This window comes from Nocardioides sp. Kera G14 (assembly GCF_020715565.1).
Taxonomy (GTDB): Bacteria; Actinomycetota; Actinomycetes; order Propionibacteriales; family Nocardioidaceae; genus Nocardioides.
Map to the genome: position 1 here is coordinate 2,632,090 of NZ_CP085839.1, position 17,047 is coordinate 2,649,136.

The window sequence follows — 17,047 nt, forward strand, 5'->3', positions numbered from 1 at the left end:
TCGGCACCATGACCGGATCGACCATGGAATCCACGCCTGGACCCACCCGTGAGCGAGAGCTCGACGTCGTCGTCTTCGGGGCCACGGGCTTCACGGGCGGGCTGACGGTGGACTACCTCGCCGAGCACGCGCCGGCAGAGCTGAGGCTCGGCCTGGCCGGCCGCAACCTCGGCAAGCTCGAGGCGGTCAAAGCCCGTCTCGGGCGCGACGACCTCGAGCTGATCCAGGCGGACGTCGACGACCCTGCCTCCCTGACAGCGCTCGCCGAGCGGACCCGGATCGTCGTCACGACGGTCGGCCCCTACCTCGAGTACGGCGAGCCGCTCGTCGCGGCCTGCGCGGCGGCGGGAACCGACTACCTCGACCTGACCGGGGAGCCGGAGTTCGTCGACCGGATCTACCTCGCACACCACGAGACGGCGAAGCGGACCGGAGCCCGGCTGGTCCATGCCTGCGGCTTCGACTCGATCCCCCACGACCTCGGCGTGCTCTTCGCGGTGAAGGCGCTCGACGCGACCGGCCCCGTGACGGCTCGGGGCGTCGTACGCAGCAACGGCACGCTCTCCGGCGGCACCTTCCACTCGGCGCTGACGCAGTTCAGCCGCGCCCGCCCGATGGCCCAGGCGGTGAAGGAGCGGGCCGGCGTCGAGAAGGCGGCCGGCGGCGCCGTACGTCGGGCGCACGGTGCCGCGCCCACGCCGCTGCGCGACGGCAAGCTCGGCTACTGGCTGCTCCCGCTGCCGACGATCGACCCGATGATCGTGCTGCGCAGCGCTCGCGTCCTGCCCGGCTACGGGTCCGAGTTCACCTACGGCCACTACGCCGGCACCAAGACGCTGCGGTACGCCGCCGGCGGAACGGTCGCGGTCGCGGGCCTCATGGCCGCCGCCCAGGTGCCGCCGCTGCGCCGGTGGCTCGGCACGAAGATCCCGCAGGGCACCGGCCCGAGTGAGAAGCGCCGGGAGAAGTCCTGGTTCACGGTCGACCTACGCGCCGAGGGCGATGGTCGCGTCGTCAACGCACGCGTGGCCGGCCCGGACCCGGGCTACACCGGCACCGCCATCATGCTGGCGGAGTCGGCACTCTGCCTCGCGCTCGACGACGTTCCCGCGACGACCGGGCAGGTCACCACGGCGGTCGCCATGGGCCAGCCGCTGATCGATCGCCTCGAGGCCGCCGGGATCACCTTCACCGTCACCGACTGAGTCATCTCCGCGTCACCGGGCTTTCACTTCGCGGTCCTTGGGGGCGCCGGCACCCCTGCCTAGGTTCGGTCCATGACGAGGGTGCTGTCTCTCTACGAGGGGTTCTTCGCGGGCGGGGCGCGGATCCTGCACACCGCGGTCGTGCGCAACCTGCACGCCACGACCGACCAGGACCATCGCGTCCTCAGCCTCACCAACCGTGTGACGCGCGAGTTCACCATCCAGGCGATCGACACCGACACGTCCTATCGCCGCCTCGTGAGCGCGAGCATCCCGGTGCGTGCCCTCGACCGCGGGCCGACCGACCCGCTGAAGGCCTACGACCTGCACCTCATCGCCCGCGAGATCCGGTACGCCGACGTGCTGTTCTCCCTCAAGGAGCAGCCGCTCGACGCGCTCCTGAGGGTCGGCACGCGGGGCACTCCCCTCGTCACCGCACTCCACCGGAGCGACCCCGAGCATTCCGGAGCGGCGCTCGGCTCACTGGTCGAGGTGCACCGCCAGGGACTGCTGAGTGCGGCCGTCTGCTGCTCCCACGCCACCCAGCGGGCCTACCACGCAGCGACCGGCATCCCGCTGACGAAGCTGCCGGTGATCCCGAACGGTGTCGACCTCTATCGCTTCGCGCCGAACGCCCAGCGGGGCGCCGACGTACGGCAGCAGCTGGGGATCCCGGCCGGCGCGCCCGTCGTGCTGATCGCCGCGCGCAATGACCCGATGAAGGACATCCCCACGTTCCTGCGGGCCGCGCGCCTCTTCCTGCGCCACCACCCGCGGGCGCACTTCATCCTCTGCGGCGCCGGCATGACGACCGACAATCCCGATCTGACGCGCCTGCTGACGCTGCGGCTCCGCTCGCGCGTGCACGCGCTGGGGATCCAGCCCCAGATGGCGCCGCTCTACAACGCCGCGGACCTGGTCGCGCTCACCTCAGCCTACGGCGAGGCGGCGCCGCTCTGCCTGCTCGAGGGCATGGCCTCGGGGGCGGTGCCGGTGACCACCGACGTCGGGGACGCGGCCCTCATGGTCGGCGACCCGCGGCTGGTGACGACCCACGAGCCCCGCGACATCGCGCATGCTTGGGGCGAAGCCCTCGCCGCGAAGGACGAGCACGTCGAGCGACTCGCGCGTCACCGCCAGCGGCTCAACGAGCAGCACTGCTTCGACTCCTACGCGCGGCTACTCAGGAGCTACGAGCCCAGCGCGGTCTGACTCTCCTCAGTCCTGCTTGGGGCCCGCGACCGGGATCTGCGGCGCCGGCCTCGCCGTCGACGGCAGGACGCCCGCCTCCCGGTTGCGCTTGGCCTTGCGGAACTGCTTGGCCATCGAGAAGCCGAGGGCGACCACGGCCGCAAACATCAGCAGGAAGATCACGAACGCCGTCCATCCCGCCTTCACGTCCTTGGGGTTCGGCGTGGCGTCGGTGAGGTGGATCAGGAGGGTGTCGATCATCAGGAGGCCTTGCTCTCAGCGGGTTCTGCGGTGATGCCGGCGAACAGGTCGTTCTCCGGATTGTCGTACGTGGGCAGCTCGAAGCCCTCGAGGTGGGCCGAGACCAGCTCGAAGTCCTCGGTGGGCCAGACCTCGGTCTCCAGCTCGCGCGGGGTGGCGAACCACCAGCTGTCCGGGTCGATCTGCGTGGCATGGGCGAGCAGCGCCTGGTCGCGCACTCCGAAGTAGTCGGCGCACGGCACCTTCGTCGTGACGCGCCTGTCCCAGGACTCGTCGCGGGTCCACTTCTCCAGCCGCTCGGCGTAGTGCGACTCCAGCCCGTGGGCGAGCAGCGCCTCGTGCAGCGCGACCGCCTTCGGCCGGCTGAAACCGTGGTGGTAGTAGAGCTTGCTGACCTGCCACGCCGGCCCGAGGTCGGGCCGGTACTCCGGGTCGGAGGCGAGCTCGTAGGCACGCACGGACACGTTGTGGCACTGGATGTGGTCGGGGTGCGGATAGCCGCCGTTCTCGTCGTACGTCGTCAGCACGTGCGGCTTGACCTCGCGGATGAGCTTCACCAGGGGCACGGCCGCCTCGTCGACGGGCACCGTGGCGAAGCAGCCCTCGGGCAACGGAGGCTTGTTGCCCTCCTCGTCCGGCTCGGGCCAGCCCGAGTCGACGAAGCCGAGCCAGTCCTGGGTCACGCCGAGGATGTCGCGGGCACGCTCCATCTCCTGGCGGCGGATCTCGTGGATGTTCTCCAGGATGCCGGGGCGGTCCATCTTCGGGTTGAGGATCGAGCCGCGCTCACCGCCCGTGCAGGTCACGACGTGGACCTCGACGCCGTTGTCGGCGTACATCGCGGTCGACGCGGCACCCTTGCTGGACTCGTCGTCGGGATGGGCGTGTACGTGCATCAACCTCAGACCAGCCCACTGCGCCATGGGCCTCAGTCTAGGTGGGAGGATCAGGGGGTGAGTGAGCAGTCCGGTCTCCGCGAGCGCTACGCGGCCCACCCGTCACCGTGGCCGAAGGTCTTCCTCGCCATCGGCGTCGTCATCTTCGCCGGACTCCTGGTGTGGCTGGGTTGGGTGATCTGGCTGAAGGTCAACCCCGCGGTCACGTCCAACCTCGTGACCTGGAAGGTCGTCGACGAGCACTCCGTCACCGCCAAGGTCAGCGTGCAGCTCGACTCGGGCGCGAAGAACCCGACCTGCCTCCTGCGGGCCACCGCCGAGGACCACACCACCGTCGGTGAGAAGTCCTTCGTCCCCCATGACGGAAACAACGAGGTCGCCATCCGCACGGAGCGGACGGCGACCTCGGTCGAGTCGATCGGTTGCACCGCCCACAACCAGAACGACGCTCGTTGATCTGGGCCGCGACGGAGCGTCCGCGGCGTTGCACGCCGCTCGACGGCCGCTCCGCTCAAAGGCCGCCTTCGCGGCGGCGCCTTGCGGCCGCACGCGTCGCGGCCCAGATCGTCAGCTGAGGGGTACGACTTTCAGGACCTCGACCTTGAGGGGACCACGCGGGCCCTCGAAGGTGACGACGTCACCGGCGGTGGCGCCGAGGAGGGCCTCACCGACGGGCGACTGCGGGGAGCTGATCTCGATGCCGTCGGCGAAGTCCGACATCTCGATGGAGGCGATCAGCCGCGTCTCGGCCTCGTCGTCGTCATCGCCCTCGAACTTGAAGGTGACGATCTTGCCCGGGCCGACGATGCCGTCGTCGACAGGCTCGGTGGTGTCCACCTTGAGCAGCAACGCATGCAGCGCCGCGATCTCGCCCTCGAGGCGGCCCTGGGCCTCGCGTGCGGCGTGGTAACCGCCGTTCTCCTTGAGGTCGCCCTCGTCGCGTGCAGCGCTGATCTCGGCCACGATCTTGTCGCGCTGGGGACCCTTCATGTCCTCGAGTTTCGCGGTGAGCTGACGATACGCGTCCTTGCTCAACCACACCGTCGAGGAGGACGGGGTCTCAGTCTGCTGGGTCATGGGAGTTCACTCCTGCTTCGTCTTGCGGACCAGAGGAGTCTATCAAGTCACCCTCGATCTGGTCCTTCTCTTCCTCCGTGACGGGGCCACCGCCGGAGGCCAGATGCTGGACGACGGCATTGAGCGCCGCCGCCAACGGGACCGCCACGAGGGCACCCGCGACACCGGCCACGAGGACACCGACCGCGATGGCGATGATGACGCCGAGCGGATGCACCGAGACCCAGCGACCGAGCAGGAAGGGCTGCAGCCCGTGGGCCTCCAACTGCTGGACGAGGATGACACCGGCCAGCATGAGCAGGGCCGTGACGAAACCGTGGTCGACGAGCGCGACGAGGACCGCGACCGAGCCCGCGACGGTGGCGCCGATGAGCGGCACGAAGGCTCCGAGGAAGACCAGGACCCCGATCGCCGCGACGAACGGCACCCGCAGGATCGCCGCGACGATCATGATGCCGATCGCGTCGACCGCCGCGACGATCACGGTGGCACGGACAAACTGCGTGAGGCTGATCCACGCCACGCGGCCCGAGCTGTCGACGGCCTCACGCGCTGCCTTCGGAGCGATCCTGACGATCCACGCCCAGATTCCGGCGCCGTCGGCGAGGAAGAAGTACGTCGCGAAGAGGACGATGAACAGCCCGGCGAAGACGTGGGTGATCGCGGTGCCGACCTCGGTGACGTGCCCGAGGACCTTGCCGTCGGAACTGCCCTTCGAGATCGCCTTCTGCACCTTGTCGATGTAGTCGTTGATCTGGCTCTCGCTGGCGTGCAGCGGCCCGGTCTTGAGCCAGTCCTTGATCTCGTCGAGGCCCTGCACAGTCTGATCCGCGAGGTCCTGGGCGCCACTCACCACCTGGTGACCGGCGAAGGTGAGGAGCGCCGCGATGAACACGATGCCACCGACCACGACGAGCACAGCAGCAAGCCCACGACGTACGCCGGCGCGACCGAGGATATTGACGAGCGGCGCGGTCAGCGCGGCGATCAAGAGCGCCACCACCAGCGGCACCACGACGACGCCCAGGAATCCGAGGACGCGGAAGAGCACATAGCCGGCCGCGCCGATGACGAGGAAGCGCCACGCCCATGCCGCGGCCAGCTCGACACCCCAGGGCACATCCGGACGTCCGGCGACCACCGGCGGGACCGGTGCGGCGAGCTGAGCCTGCCGCTCCTCGCGCAGATGGCTCCACTGCTGGAAGAGCCGGCGCGCGAAGCGCTCGGTGTCCTCCCGGGTCGCTCGCTCCGGCGCGGCGCCTTCGTCGCTCATGCGTGCGAGAGTAACCGGGAACGCATCGGTCATCCTCGTGGTTGCACCAGGTGCCACCACCATCCTCAGGAGGTCACCATGTTCGGTCGTCCGACCAGTCTCTTCCCCGCCGACGCCACCCTCGCCGGGCGCGACTCGCTCGGCTGGAACCTGCCCGCACGCCACCGCGTGCTCGGCACCCCGCTCGACGCCGAGCCCGGCGTCGGCGACACCCCGGCCACCATGGAAGTCGCCTACTTCGGCCTCGGCTGCTTCTGGGGCGCCGAGGAGATCTACTGGCAGAAGCCCGGCGTCTACACGACGTCCGTCGGCTACCAGGGCGGAACGACGCCCAACCCGACGTACGAGGAGGTCTGCTCCGGGCGGACCAACCACACCGAGGCCGTGCGGATCGTCTTCGACCCCTCGATCGTGAGCTATGCCGACCTGGTGAAGACGTTCTTCGAGGTCCACGACCCCACCCAGGGCATGCGCCAGGGCAACGACGTCGGCACGCAGTACCGCTCGGCGATCTACTACACGACCGACGAGCAGCGGGCGACCGCCGAGGAGCTGACGAAGGTGTACGGCGAGGAGCTGGCGCGTCGCGGCTTCGACCCGATCACGACCGAGGTCCTGCCGGCTCCGCACTACTACCCCGCCGAGCCCCTGCACCAGCAGTACCTCGACCGGGTGCCCAACGGCTACCGCTGCCACGCGACGACGGGCATCGCCTTCCCTGCAGGCGCGTGAGCCGATGCGAGCGCTGACGACCGAGGAGTTCGACCCCTTCATCGAGGGGTTGGACTACCCGGTCTTCGTGGTGACCGCGTCCTCCGGCGAGGAGGCCGACGGCTGCCTCGTCGGCTTCGCGACGCAGGCCAGCATCGACCCGCCGCGGCTGCTCGTCTGCCTCTCTGTGGCGAACCGAACCTTCCGTGTCGCGCAGGGCACGGAGTTCCTTGCGGTGCATGTGCTCGCTGCCGACCAGCATGGGCTGGCCGAGCACTTCGGCGGCGAGACGGGCGACGAGGTCGACAAGCTCGCTGGTGTGCCATGGCATCCCGGGCCGGACGGCGTCCCGCTGCTCGACGACCTGCCGCGCTACGTCGTGGGCCGCGTCCTCTCGCGCACCCCCTTCGGTGACCACGTCGGGCATCTCCTGGAGCCGGTCTCCGAGTCGGTCGACTCCTCCGAGCAGGCGCTGACGCTACAGGACGCGGACGACATCACGGCGGGCCATCCCGCCTGACCGTCTGGGGTGAATGGATCTGGCACCTCCCGCTGCCGGAGTCATTCACCCGCGGCAGCGTCCACCGTCAGGACATCGCCCTCACGGACCAGGCGCGTCAGGAGTCGGAGCGGTCGCGGCAGCAGGTCGCGGCCCTGAGGGGCCTGCACAACGGTCGGATTGCTGACGTCGTACGTCGTGCCGCGGTGCTCGACCCGGCCGCCGCCGGCCGCGACCAGGTTGCGCACCCAGTCCGACTGCCGGCCGTAGCCGATCAGGAAGACGAAGCCCGTTGGCCCGTCGGGGCGACGGAAGCAGAGCACCGGCGTGCGGAACGCCTTGCCCGAGCGGCGGCCGGTGTGCTCGATGATCGCGTGCAGCGGGATCCGCCCGGCCCACCGGCGTTGGATCGGGTTGGTGACGACCCGATTGAAGGCCGCGAGGGCGCGAGGTGCGTGCATGCCCGCCAGTGTGACACCGCGCACACTACGCTGCGATCGTGAAGCTCGCCGACTACCTCACCTCCGACGCCACCACGCTCGCCGGCCTCCTGGCCTCAGGCGACGTGACGCCGGCCCAGCTGCTCGCGCTCGCCCGAGAGCGGGCGGCCCAGGTCAATCCCCAGCTCAACGCGGTCGTCGCCACACTCGACGAGGTCGCCGACGAGCGTGCGGCCTCCTCGCTGGAGGGGCCGTTCGCCGGGGTGCCCTTCCTGGTGAAGGACCTCGCGCAGGAGTACGCCGGCTTCCCGACCAGCAGTGGCTCCCGCGCCCTGGCGCACGATGTCGCCGACGAGCACGCGGTGATCACGCAACGCTTCCTCGACGCCGGGCTGGTCGTCTTCGGCAAGACCAACACCCCGGAGTTCGGCGCCAAGGGCATCACCGAGGACTCACTGCTGGGCACCGCGCACAACCCGTGGAACCTCGCCCACACGCCCGGCGGCTCCTCCGGCGGCTCAGGTGCGGCCGTGGCAGCGGGCATCGTGCCGGCGGCCGGCGCCAACGACGGCGGGGGGTCGATCCGGATCCCCGCGGCCTGCAACGGACTGGTCGGCCTCAAGCTGAGCCGCGGCTACACGGCGTACGGACCGCAGACCGGTGAGTCGATGTTCGGCATGGTCACGCAGGGCGTGGTCTCGCGCACCGTCCGCGACAGCGCGGGACTCCTCGACGCCGTGGCCGGTGCGCCGAGCCGGTACGCGGCGTACGTCGCCGCGCGTCCCGACTCCTTCCTCGCCTCCCTGGATGAGCGCCCGCGCGGGCTGCGGATCGGCTTCTCCAGCGCGTCGGCGATCAACCCCTCACCCGACCCGGAGGCGGTCGCCGCCGTCGAGAGCACGGCCGCCCTCCTCGCCGAGCTCGGCCACGAGGTCGAGGAGGTGGCGCCGCCGCACGACGACGAGGCACTCGCCCGCGACTTCCTCACCATCTGGTTCGCGCAGCTCCACGGTCAGATCAGCGAGATCAAGAAGCGCCTCGGCGCACCCGACAGCGCCTTCGAGGCCGATTCGCTCGCGGTGGCGGAGATCGGCCGTGCCGCGGGCGTCGGTGCACTCTTCGGCGCGTTGGACAACGTCCACGCGCACACCCGTGCGCTGGAGGACTTCCATGAGCGCTACGACCTCTTCCTCACGCCGACGCTGGCGAAGCCCCCGCTCGCAGTCGGCTCGATCGCCACCGCCCCACTGTTGCAGAGCGCCTCTCGGGTCATCGCCCGGCTCCGTGCCGGGAAGCTCCTCGCGGCCACGGGCATCCTCGACCAGCTGATCACGGAGAACCTCGGCTGGGTCCCCTACACCCAACTGGCGAACCTCACCGGCCGGCCTGCGATCTCGGTCCCGATGCACTGGACGGCTGCCGGTCTCCCGCTGGGGGTCCAGTTCGTCGGGCCGCTCGCCTCCGACGGCCTGCTGCTGCGCCTCGCCGCCCAACTGGAGGAGGCACGGCCGTGGTTCGCGCGGTACGCCGAGCTCGACCCGTCGCTTCAGGGGCCGGTCACCCGATAGGTGGCCTGGAGGAACTGGCCGACCTGATGTGCCTTCACCAGCTGGAGGCGATCGGACTCGAGGCGGCCGGTGAAGAGCGGCGCACCTGAGCCCAGGGTCACCGGAGCGATGGAGAGCTGGAGCTCGTCGAGACGCCCGGCGTCGGCGAACTGGGCGGCCAGGTCTCCCCCGCCCATGACCCACACGTCCTTGCCTGCGGCGGTCTCGAGGATCGGATCGAGGTGGTCAGCGACCGATCCACCGACGAACTCGATCGACTCGCCCACCGGCCCGGGGATCACCGGCATCTCCTCAGGCCGCGAGGTGAAGACGAAGGTACGACGATCGCCGTAGTACGACGTCCACGTCTCCGGTTTCTCGACGAGATTCTCGTGCTCGACCACCCAGCGGTACGTCGTCGACCCCATGACCAGCACCCCGACACCCTCGACGAACGCGGCCATCTCGGACATCGCGTCGTCTCCCCCGTCGACGGCGAAGAGCCATTCGAGCGAGTGGTCGGCATCGGCGAGGAAACCGTCGAGTGAGGTCGCGGTGGCGAAGACGAAGCGGGTCACCGTCCGAACCTAACGCCGTCGATCGAGGTTCAGAGCAGGCCGACGCCGATCTTGATCGCGAAGCAGGCCACGACCAGCACGAAGACCACGCGGACGAAGCCGGTGCCGACCCGCAGCGCGGTGCGCGCACCGAGCCAGCCGCCGAGCAGGTTGCAGGCGCCCATGACGAGCCCGAGGCGCCACATCACCGCGCCCTGCGGGACGAAGACGCACAGTGACGCGAAGTTGGTCGCCCAGTTGGCGAGCTTCGCCCGCGCGGTGGCGCCGAGGAACGAGTGTCCGACGATGCCGACCAGGGCGATGGTGAGGAACGAGCCGGTGCCCGGACCGAGGGCTCCGTCGTAGAAGCCGATCACCGCGCCGATGATGGCGAGGGCGACGAGCTCGGGCCAGCCGTGCCAGCGCAGGGCGGTGTGCCCACCGAGCGTCGGGCGTGCGACCACCCAGGCGCCGACGAGCACCAGCGCCACCAGCACGATCGGGTCGAAGACGTCACGCGGCACGTGGCTCGCGACCGCCGATCCGGCGGCGGAGCCGCCGAAGGCGCAGAGCACGAGCGCGATCGATGTCCGGAGATCGGGGCGGACCTTGCGGGCGTAGGTCACGGCGGCGGCCGACGTACCGCAGATGGAGGAGAGCTTGTTGGTGGCGAGCAGGTGGATGGGGGCGACGCCCGGGAACGCGACCAGGAGCGCGGGCAGCTGGATCAGTCCGCCTCCGCCGACGACCGCGTCGATGTAGCCCGCGACCAGCGCTGCCAGCCCCAGCAGGAGCAGGGCGGTCAGGCTGACGTCGGGCACGTCGCAAGCGTAGGGATCAGCCGGCCCACCAGCCGCGGCCGCCCCAGCCGCCCATACTCCCGAAGCCCGCATCGCCGCCGTACGCCGACCCCGACCGCCGTCCGAGGTAGGACCCGACCACGGCGGCCCCGAGGTCGTCCAGCTCCGGCGCGACGACCGAGCCGTCCACGCGGCGGGCCATCTGGTCGACGAAGCGTGCCAGGCCGGCGTCGTCACCGAGCCGGAAGAAGGTCGCCTGGGCACCGATGCGACGGGCGCTGTCGAGTTCGTTGACGGTGAGCGCGATGGTGCGCATCGAGGGCGGGTAGGCGAAGGAGACCTCGCCGTTCGCCTCGAGGTGTGACGTCGGCTCGCCGTCGGTGACGATCAGCAGCACCGGCTGGGCGTTGGGGTGCTTGCGGAAGTGGCGGTTGGCCAGCAGCAGCCCGTGGTGGAGGTTGGTGCCCTTGTCCCAGCGGGCATCCAGCGCGGTGAGCTCCTCGATCTCCATGGTCTGGGCCGCGCGGCCGAAGGCGATCAGCTGGAGGTCGTCGCCGCGGAACCGTGACCGGATGAGGGTGTGGAGGGCGAGCGCGGTGCGTTTCATGGGGACCCAGCGGCCGTCCATCGCCATCGAGAAGCTGGTGTCGACCAGGAGGGCCACGGCGGCCTGGGTGCGGTCCTCGGTCTCCTGGACCTCGATGTCCTCGAGCCGCAGCTGCAACCCGGATCTCGCGGGGCCAGAACCCGGATCTCGGGGGGATCGGACTTGGGCGTTGAGGATGGTGCGCGGCAGGTCCCAGGGCTCAGTGTCGCCGAACTCGAAAGGACGGGTGGAGCCGGTGAGGTCGCCGGTCGCTCCCGCCCGGCGGGTGTCGCGGGCGCCCTGACGCCCGTTGAGCTTCGTGGCCACGTCCTTGAGAAGCGCCTTGCCAAGCTGGCGCATCGCCTTCGGCGTGAGGCGCAGGTCGCCGTCGGAGCCTCGCTCGAGCTGGCCAGAGTCGCGCAGGGCACGTTCGATCTCCTGCAGCGTCCGGGCATCGACCGCCGCCTCCTCGCCGAGCTGGCGGGAGACCGCGTCCAGGTCGAGGTCGTCCATCCGGGCGCCACCGTACGACTGGGAGAGCTGCTCGGCGAGCTGGTCGAGCTCGGCCAGGTCCTGCAGCACGCCGGTGCCGTCACCGAGCCCGAGGCCCTCCCCGCCGCCGAACTCCTCTCCACCGGCCCAGTCCTCACCGGGTCGCAGCTGCTGCAGGTTGGCATCGAGCCGCGACAACTGCTCCATCAACGCCGGCGACCCGAAGGCCTGCGCCGAGAGCTCCATCAGCTCGGCGCGCTGCTCCGGAGTCATCGAGTTGAGCATCCGCTGCGCGGCAGCGGCACGGGCGGCGAGGGAGTCGAGCAGCTCGTCGAGGTTCTGCGGGTTCTCGGGAAACTGGTCACCATGCTTGGCCATGAACTCGGCGAAGTCCTCAGGCGTGTCCTCCCCCAAGGCCCGCTTCTCCAGCAGCGAGTTGAGGTCGGAGAGCATCTCGTTGATCGCGGCGCGATCCTCCTCGGTGGCTCCCTCGAGGGCCTGCTTCATGCCGGCGAAGCGCTGGTCGAGGAGCTCGCGGCCGAGCAGGTCCTTGATCTGCTCGAAGGCCTCGCGCGCCTCCCGGCTCTGCCAGTCGTAGGAGCCGAGCTCGGAGACGGCAGCCGCCGTGTTCGGAGAGAGGTTGGAGAGCTGCATCTCGCGGAACGCGCGGTCGGCGTCGTCCATCATCGCGTCGCGGGCGAGCTGCTTGCGCTCCTCCAGGACCGCCTTGTCCAGCAGTTCGCGCACCTCGCGCAGCGTGCCGTCGAGGTTGTGCCGATCCAACAGCTCACGGCGCTTCTCGGCGACACGGCGGGCCAGCTCGTCGAGCCCGGCCTGGTCGCGGCCGCCTCGGCGGAGGAACTCACGCATCGCCCGCTCGGGCGAGTACCCCGCCATGACGTCCTCGCCGATGGCGTCCAGCGCCTCGGCCAGGTCCACCGGCGGGGCGAGCGGGTCGCCGCCGTCGTACTTCCGATATCTCACCCGTAGATCACTTCCGAGCCGTCGGTGTCCTTGCCGATCTTGCGGGCGAGGTAGAGACCCTCGAGGGCGAGCTCGATCGCGCCCGCGCGCTCACCGTCGTCAGTGGCGCCGAGGCGCTCACAGATCTCGTCGTAGATCGCGGACTCACCGATCCGTGGCAGGCCCTCGAGGAACTCCCGGGCGGTCACGTGGTCACCGGTCGTCACCATCGCGCCGGACTCGATCGCGTCCACGAGCAGGGCGAAGTCGATGCCACGCAGCCGCGAGCGCACGGTCTCGGCCACGGCCGTCCGGAGCAGGTGCGTCAGGATCTCGGCCTCGCGCCCCTCCTCACCGGTCTCGAACTCCACCTTCCCGCCGAGTACGTCGACCGCCGTCTGCACATCGACGAGCCGGGCGACCGCGGGCTCGCCGTGGACCGTGCCACGACGCAGTGCCGCGGCCGCGATGGTCTCCGCACCCGCGATCGAGAACCGGGCGGACACGCCGGAGCGCTGGTCGACGGCCGACGAGGCGCGCAGTGCACGGGTGAAGCGCGCGAGGATCTCGACGAGCACGTCCGGCACGGTCGCGACGAGGTCGGCCTCCTGGCGGATGACAGCGATCTCATCCTCAAGAGCGAGGGGGTAGTGCGTGCGGATCTCGGCACCGAAGCGGTCCTTGAGCGGCGTGATGATCCGGCCGCGGTTGGTGTAGTCCTCCGGGTTGGCGGAGGCGACCACCAGGACATCCAGGGGCAGCCGCACGATGTAGCCGCGGATCTGGATGTCGCGCTCCTCCATCACGTTCAGCATCGCCACCTGGATCCGCTCCGCGAGGTCGGGCAGCTCGTTGATCGCGACGATGCCGCGGTGCGAGCGCGGGATCAGGCCGTAGTGGATCGTCTCGGGGTCACCGAGCGAGCGGCCCTCGGCGACCTTCATCGGGTCCACGTCACCGATCAGGTCCGCCACCGAGGTGTCGGGCGTGGCGAGCTTCTCGGCATAGCGCTCCGAGCGGTGACGCCACTCGATCGGGAGGTCGTCGCCCATCGACTCGGCCCGGCGCAGCGCGGTCACCGTGATCGGCTCGTAGGGGTGCTCGCCCAGCTCGGACCCCGCGATCACGGGCGTCCACTCGTCCAGCAGCCCGACCAGGGTGCGCAGCAGCCGGGTCTTGCCCTGGCCGCGCTCGCCGAGCAGGACGATGTCGTGACCGGCGATGATCGCGCGCTCGAACTGCGGCAGCACCGTGTCCGACAGGCCGTGCAGCCCGGGCCACGGGTCCTCGCCGGCAGCGAGCCGTTGCAGGAGGTTGGAGCGGAGCTCCTCGCGCAGCGTCCGCTGCACGTGCCCGGAGGCACGGAGCTCGCCGACGGTCGCGGCCGAAGGAGCGGGAGAGGCGGAACCGGAGAGTGTCACCTCTTCACGCTACTCACGGTGGCAACCGACGGAACAGCCTTCTATAGGGTGATTTCGATGTTCGGGATAGACGATCGGCCCTGCCCGTGTGGCTCGCTGACGACGTACGGCGTCTGCTGCGGGCGCCTGCATCGCGGAGCCGAGCAGGCGGCGACCCCGGTCGAGCTGATGCGCAGTCGCTACAGCGCCTATGCGGTCGGCGATGCCGACTACGTCTGGCGGACGTGGCACCCGAGCACGCGCCCGGACGAGATCGAGCTCGACGGCCGCCTGACCTGGACCGGCCTCGAGATCCGCAGCGAGGACGACGAGCACGTCGAGTTCGTCGCCACGTACGTCGCGCCCGACGGTGCCGGCCAGCTCCACGAGCGCAGCCGCTTCCAGCAGCGTGCCGGCCGCTGGTTCTACCTGGACGGGGAGCTGTCGTGAGCGCCGAGCACGGCGAGACGGCCGGGCCCGAGGCCAACGCTCCGCTGCAGGACATCCGGGCCTCCGACACGACCGCGAAGGTCCTGCTCGAGGCCGTCATCGCGATGTCGAGCCATCTCGAGCTGCACTCCGTCCTGGCCCGGATCGTCGAGTCCGCCGCCACACTCACCGGGGCCAAGTACGGCGCCCTGGGCGTCATCGGCGCCGGCGGGGTGCTCGACGACTTCGTCACCTACGGCATCGATCCCGACGAGCAGGAGCGGATCGGCGACCTGCCGAGCGGCCACGGCATCCTCGGGCTGCTGATCCGGCACCCGCGGCCGCTTCGGCTGCAGGACATCCAGGCACATCCGGAGACATCAGGCTTCCCGGACGACCACCCGCCGATGAAGACCTTCCTCGGTGTGCCCGTGCGGATCCGCGGCACCATCTGGGGAAACCTCTATCTGACCGAGAAGGAGGGTGGCTTCACCGAGGAGGACATCACCCTCACCGAGACCCTCGCCACCGCCGCCGGTGTCGGCATCGAGCGGGCACAGGCGGTCGCGGACCGTGCCGACCTCGCCGTCCTCTCGGACCGCGAACGGATCGCGCGCGACCTGCACGACAACGTGATCCAGCGGATCTTCGCGACAGGCCTGCGCCTGCAGGGCGTCGCCCTCAAGGCGCCCGAGATCGCCGAGCAGGTCGCCGCGGCCGTCGACGAGCTCGACCAGACCATCCGCGACATCCGCTCCACGATCTTCGAGCTCGAGCACCGGGGTGGCTCCTCCCTGCGCAAGGAGATCCGCGAGGTGCTGCGCACCTACATCGGCATCCTCGGTTTCACGCCGACCGTACGGATCACCGGTCCGCTCGACACGGCCGTCCCGGGCCCGATCCGGGAGCACCTGGTCGCCGTCATGCGCGAGGGGCTCTCGAACATCTCCCGCCACGCGCGCGCCCAGAGCGCCGAGCTCGAGCTGTCCGTGGAGCCGGGGTCGGTCTCCTTCCGGATCCTCGACGACGGCGTCGGCGTCACGGAGGGCGAGCCGCTGTCGGGGCTGCGCAACCTCAAACGCCGGGCCCATGAGCTCGGCGGCACCTTCGAGCTCAGGCCCCGTGCGGGCGGCGGCACCGAGTTCCTCTGGCAGGTCCCCCTGGCGCGCTGAGGTGCCCTACCTCCGCGTCAGCAGCTTGCTCGCCAGTACGGCGGCCTGCGTCCGTCGCTCCAGGCCGAGCTTCCTCAGCATGATCGAGACGTAGTTCTTCACGGTCTTCTCCGCCAGGTACATCTGCTCGGCGATCTGGCGGTTGGTCAGCCCCTCGGCGACGAGCTCGAGGATGCGGCGCTCCTGGTCGTTGAGCGCCTCGAGCTCGGGCGCGACGGCGGGTCCGTTGCGGACCCGGTCGAGCACCCGCTGGGTGAGCGAGACGTCGATGAGCGACAGTCCCTCGGCGACCGAGCGGATGGCCGAGACGAGGTCGGCGGTGCCGATCTCCTTCAGCACATAGCCCGACGCACCGGCCATGATCGCGCTGAAGAGCGCCTCGTCGTCGTCGTACGACGTCAGGATGAGGGCCCGGATCTGACTGTTGGCGGCACGGATGTCGCGGCAGACCTCGATGCCCGAACCGTCGGGAAGGCGGTTGTCCAGCACGGCGACCTGCGGGGCCAGCACAGGGATCTGGGCCACCGCCTCGGCCGCGGTGCCGGCCTCGCCGATGACCTCGATCTGCCCGGACGCCTCGAGCAGCGTGCGCAGTCCGTCGCGCACGATGGCGTGGTCGTCGAGCAGATAAACCGTGATCACGGGGCCAGCGTTACACACCTTTCCGGACCGCTGCGCAACAATGGCCCGGTGTCCTCGGGTGATGCTGAACTTCTTCCTCAGGTGGCGATGCCGTCACAGCGACGTCCTCCTACCGTCGCGGCGCTCGCGCAACCGTTGGGGACTCACATCGCCATGCAGCACATGCTCATGAGTGGCGGAATCGGCGTGGTCTACCAGCCGATCGTGGATCTCGCCTCGGGCCGGATCTGTGGCTGGGAGGCGCTCGCCCGCTACGCGCCGGATCCCACGACGTACTCGCCCCTCGATCTCGTCGAGGCGGCCCGCGACCACGAGCTGCTCAACGAGCTGACGTGGCGCGTGGTCAGCCATGCCCACGCGACGCTGTGTGCGGTGTCCAGGATCGTCGACGTCCCGCTGATCGTCAGCGTCAACGTCGAGCTGGAGCAGCTGCGCCGGGACAACCCACTCTTCGACAAGATCGCCGAGCTGCCCTGGCCGGAGAACACCCGCCTCATCCTGGAGATCACCGAGCGGGGCCAGGACCTCTGGCACGACGACTACGCCGAGGCCGCGCGCTCGCTCAACGACCACGACATCATGCTGGCGCTCGACGACTTCGGTGCGGGCGCCGCCCGGCTGACCTTCCTGCACCACCCACAGTGGGCCCTGGTGAAGTTCGACCGTCAGCTCATCGCCAGCGACGGCCGCACCGAGCAGATCGTCATGACCCACACGGCGCGGATGTTCGCCGACCTCGGAGTGCTCTCCCTGGCCGAGGGCATCGAGACGCACGAGCAGCTGGCGTCGGTCAAGGCGTTGGGCATCGAGCTCGGACAGGGCTACCTGCTGGGCCGTCCGGCCAGTGCCGAGCTGCTGCTCGCCGACCTCGCCAGCCGCGGCCTGGACGTCCTCAGCGCCTAGAGG

The 17,047-nt window shown here is 70.2% G+C and carries 19 protein-coding genes; 9 read left to right on the forward strand and 10 right to left on the reverse strand.

Going from position 1 to position 17,047, the window contains the following annotated elements; translation table 11 throughout:
- The first annotated feature begins 8 nt into the window (after positions 1 to 8).
- Positions 9 to 1,205 (forward strand): saccharopine dehydrogenase family protein, encoded by a 1,197-nt coding sequence (locus LH076_RS12910; protein WP_227781143.1) that lies wholly within the window; start codon positions 9 to 11, stop codon positions 1,203 to 1,205.
- Positions 1,206 to 1,277: 72 nt separating this feature from the next.
- Entirely contained in the window at positions 1,278 to 2,417 is a 1,140-nt protein-coding gene (locus LH076_RS12915; protein WP_227781144.1) for a glycosyltransferase, read from the forward strand.
- A gap of 6 nt (positions 2,418 to 2,423) precedes the next feature.
- On the opposite strand, the gene LH076_RS12920 is transcribed toward LH076_RS12915, so the two are convergent.
- Positions 2,424 to 2,657 carry a hypothetical protein gene (locus tag LH076_RS12920; protein WP_227781145.1) on the reverse strand — a complete coding sequence of 78 codons (234 nt, stop codon included), beginning with the start codon at positions 2,655 to 2,657 and terminating at the stop codon, positions 2,424 to 2,426.
- Positions 2,657 to 3,580 (reverse strand): mycothiol conjugate amidase Mca, encoded by a 924-nt coding sequence (gene mca / locus LH076_RS12925; protein ID WP_227781147.1) that lies wholly within the window; start codon positions 3,578 to 3,580, stop codon positions 2,657 to 2,659. The genes LH076_RS12920 and mca overlap by 1 nt, the downstream gene beginning before the upstream one ends.
- Before the next feature lie 30 nt (positions 3,581 to 3,610).
- Between mca and LH076_RS12930 the strand changes: the two genes are divergently transcribed.
- The gene (locus LH076_RS12930; RefSeq protein WP_227781148.1) at positions 3,611 to 4,009 is read left to right on the forward strand and encodes a DUF4307 domain-containing protein; all 399 of its coding nucleotides are present in this window, start codon (positions 3,611 to 3,613) and stop codon (positions 4,007 to 4,009) included.
- A 111-nt stretch (positions 4,010 to 4,120) separates the two neighbouring features.
- On the opposite strand, the gene greA is transcribed toward LH076_RS12930, so the two are convergent.
- On the reverse strand, positions 4,121 to 4,630 hold the full coding sequence (gene greA / locus LH076_RS12935) for a transcription elongation factor GreA (RefSeq protein ID WP_227781149.1): 510 nt from the start codon (positions 4,628 to 4,630) through the stop codon (positions 4,121 to 4,123).
- Positions 4,614 to 5,903 (reverse strand): AI-2E family transporter, encoded by a 1,290-nt coding sequence (locus LH076_RS12940; RefSeq protein WP_227781150.1) that lies wholly within the window; start codon positions 5,901 to 5,903, stop codon positions 4,614 to 4,616. Before LH076_RS12940 ends, greA begins: the two co-directional genes overlap by 17 nt.
- A 78-nt stretch (positions 5,904 to 5,981) precedes the next feature.
- Here LH076_RS12940 and msrA point away from each other — a divergent pair, with 78 nt between their 5' ends.
- Both msrA and LH076_RS12950 read left to right on the forward strand, forming a co-directional pair.
- Positions 5,982 to 6,635, forward strand: coding sequence for a peptide-methionine (S)-S-oxide reductase MsrA (msrA, locus tag LH076_RS12945; RefSeq protein WP_227781151.1), 654 nt, complete (start codon positions 5,982 to 5,984; stop codon positions 6,633 to 6,635).
- Positions 6,636 to 6,639: 4 nt separating this feature from the next.
- The gene (locus LH076_RS12950; RefSeq protein WP_227781152.1) at positions 6,640 to 7,134 is read left to right on the forward strand and encodes a flavin reductase family protein; all 495 of its coding nucleotides are present in this window, start codon (positions 6,640 to 6,642) and stop codon (positions 7,132 to 7,134) included.
- 41 nt (positions 7,135 to 7,175) lie between these two features.
- Here the strand turns inward: LH076_RS12950 and LH076_RS12955 are convergent, their stop codons facing one another.
- Positions 7,176 to 7,574: a nitroreductase family deazaflavin-dependent oxidoreductase gene (locus LH076_RS12955; protein WP_227781153.1), complete on the reverse strand. Its 399-nt coding sequence runs from the start codon at positions 7,572 to 7,574 to the stop codon at positions 7,176 to 7,178.
- 38 nt (positions 7,575 to 7,612) lie between these two features.
- Between LH076_RS12955 and LH076_RS12960 the strand changes: the two genes are divergently transcribed.
- Positions 7,613 to 9,121 carry an amidase gene (locus LH076_RS12960; RefSeq protein WP_227781155.1) on the forward strand — a complete coding sequence of 503 codons (1,509 nt, stop codon included), beginning with the start codon at positions 7,613 to 7,615 and terminating at the stop codon, positions 9,119 to 9,121.
- On the opposite strand, the gene LH076_RS12965 is transcribed toward LH076_RS12960, so the two are convergent.
- From LH076_RS12965 to LH076_RS12980, 4 genes are read right to left on the reverse strand one after another with little or no spacing between them, the layout of a single operon-like run.
- Complete coding sequence (locus tag LH076_RS12965; RefSeq protein WP_227781156.1) at positions 9,100 to 9,678, reverse strand: dihydrofolate reductase family protein; 579 nt, start codon at positions 9,676 to 9,678, stop codon at positions 9,100 to 9,102. The two genes, LH076_RS12960 and LH076_RS12965, sit on opposite strands and share 22 nt — an antisense overlap.
- Before the next feature lie 29 nt (positions 9,679 to 9,707).
- Entirely contained in the window at positions 9,708 to 10,478 is a 771-nt protein-coding gene (locus LH076_RS12970; RefSeq protein WP_227781157.1) for a TSUP family transporter, read from the reverse strand.
- Between the two features lie 16 nt (positions 10,479 to 10,494).
- The gene (locus LH076_RS12975) at positions 10,495 to 12,519 is read right to left on the reverse strand and encodes a vWA domain-containing protein (RefSeq protein ID WP_227781158.1); all 2,025 of its coding nucleotides are present in this window, start codon (positions 12,517 to 12,519) and stop codon (positions 10,495 to 10,497) included.
- Positions 12,516 to 13,919, reverse strand: coding sequence for a sigma 54-interacting transcriptional regulator (locus tag LH076_RS12980; protein WP_227781159.1), 1,404 nt, complete (start codon positions 13,917 to 13,919; stop codon positions 12,516 to 12,518). The genes LH076_RS12975 and LH076_RS12980 overlap by 4 nt, the downstream gene beginning before the upstream one ends.
- Before the next feature lie 57 nt (positions 13,920 to 13,976).
- Between LH076_RS12980 and LH076_RS12985 the strand changes: the two genes are divergently transcribed.
- On the forward strand, positions 13,977 to 14,348 hold the full coding sequence (locus LH076_RS12985; protein ID WP_227781160.1) for a YchJ family protein: 372 nt from the start codon (positions 13,977 to 13,979) through the stop codon (positions 14,346 to 14,348).
- On the forward strand, positions 14,345 to 15,499 hold the full coding sequence (locus LH076_RS12990) for a GAF domain-containing protein (protein WP_227781161.1): 1,155 nt from the start codon (positions 14,345 to 14,347) through the stop codon (positions 15,497 to 15,499). Before LH076_RS12985 ends, LH076_RS12990 begins: the two co-directional genes overlap by 4 nt.
- 6 nt (positions 15,500 to 15,505) lie before the next feature.
- On the opposite strand, the gene LH076_RS12995 is transcribed toward LH076_RS12990, so the two are convergent.
- Complete coding sequence (locus tag LH076_RS12995) at positions 15,506 to 16,141, reverse strand: response regulator (RefSeq protein ID WP_227781162.1); 636 nt, start codon at positions 16,139 to 16,141, stop codon at positions 15,506 to 15,508.
- Between the two features lie 153 nt (positions 16,142 to 16,294).
- Between LH076_RS12995 and LH076_RS13000 the strand changes: the two genes are divergently transcribed.
- Positions 16,295 to 17,044: an EAL domain-containing protein gene (locus tag LH076_RS13000; protein WP_227781163.1), complete on the forward strand. Its 750-nt coding sequence runs from the start codon at positions 16,295 to 16,297 to the stop codon at positions 17,042 to 17,044.
- The last annotated feature ends 3 nt before the right edge of the window (positions 17,045 to 17,047 follow it).

Bases quoted from the DNA above. Each gene is read 5' to 3' on its own strand.
- LH076_RS12910 (WP_227781143.1), top strand. From the start codon at position 9: ATGACCGGATCGACCATGGAATCCACGCCTGGACCCACCCGTGAGCGA.
- LH076_RS12915 (WP_227781144.1), top strand. From the start codon at position 1,278: ATGACGAGGGTGCTGTCTCTCTACGAGGGGTTCTTCGCGGGCGGGGCG.
- LH076_RS12920 (WP_227781145.1), bottom strand. From the start codon at position 2,657: ATGATCGACACCCTCCTGATCCACCTCACCGACGCCACGCCGAACCCC.
- mca (WP_227781147.1), bottom strand. From the start codon at position 3,580: ATGGCGCAGTGGGCTGGTCTGAGGTTGATGCACGTACACGCCCATCCC.
- greA (WP_227781149.1), bottom strand. From the start codon at position 4,630: ATGACCCAGCAGACTGAGACCCCGTCCTCCTCGACGGTGTGGTTGAGC.
- LH076_RS12940 (WP_227781150.1), bottom strand. From the start codon at position 5,903: ATGAGCGACGAAGGCGCCGCGCCGGAGCGAGCGACCCGGGAGGACACC.
- msrA (WP_227781151.1), top strand. From the start codon at position 5,982: ATGTTCGGTCGTCCGACCAGTCTCTTCCCCGCCGACGCCACCCTCGCC.
- LH076_RS12950 (WP_227781152.1), top strand. From the start codon at position 6,640: ATGCGAGCGCTGACGACCGAGGAGTTCGACCCCTTCATCGAGGGGTTG.
- LH076_RS12955 (WP_227781153.1), bottom strand. From the start codon at position 7,574: ATGCACGCACCTCGCGCCCTCGCGGCCTTCAATCGGGTCGTCACCAAC.
- LH076_RS12985 (WP_227781160.1), top strand. From the start codon at position 13,977: ATGTTCGGGATAGACGATCGGCCCTGCCCGTGTGGCTCGCTGACGACG.
- LH076_RS13000 (WP_227781163.1), top strand. From the start codon at position 16,295: ATGCAGCACATGCTCATGAGTGGCGGAATCGGCGTGGTCTACCAGCCG.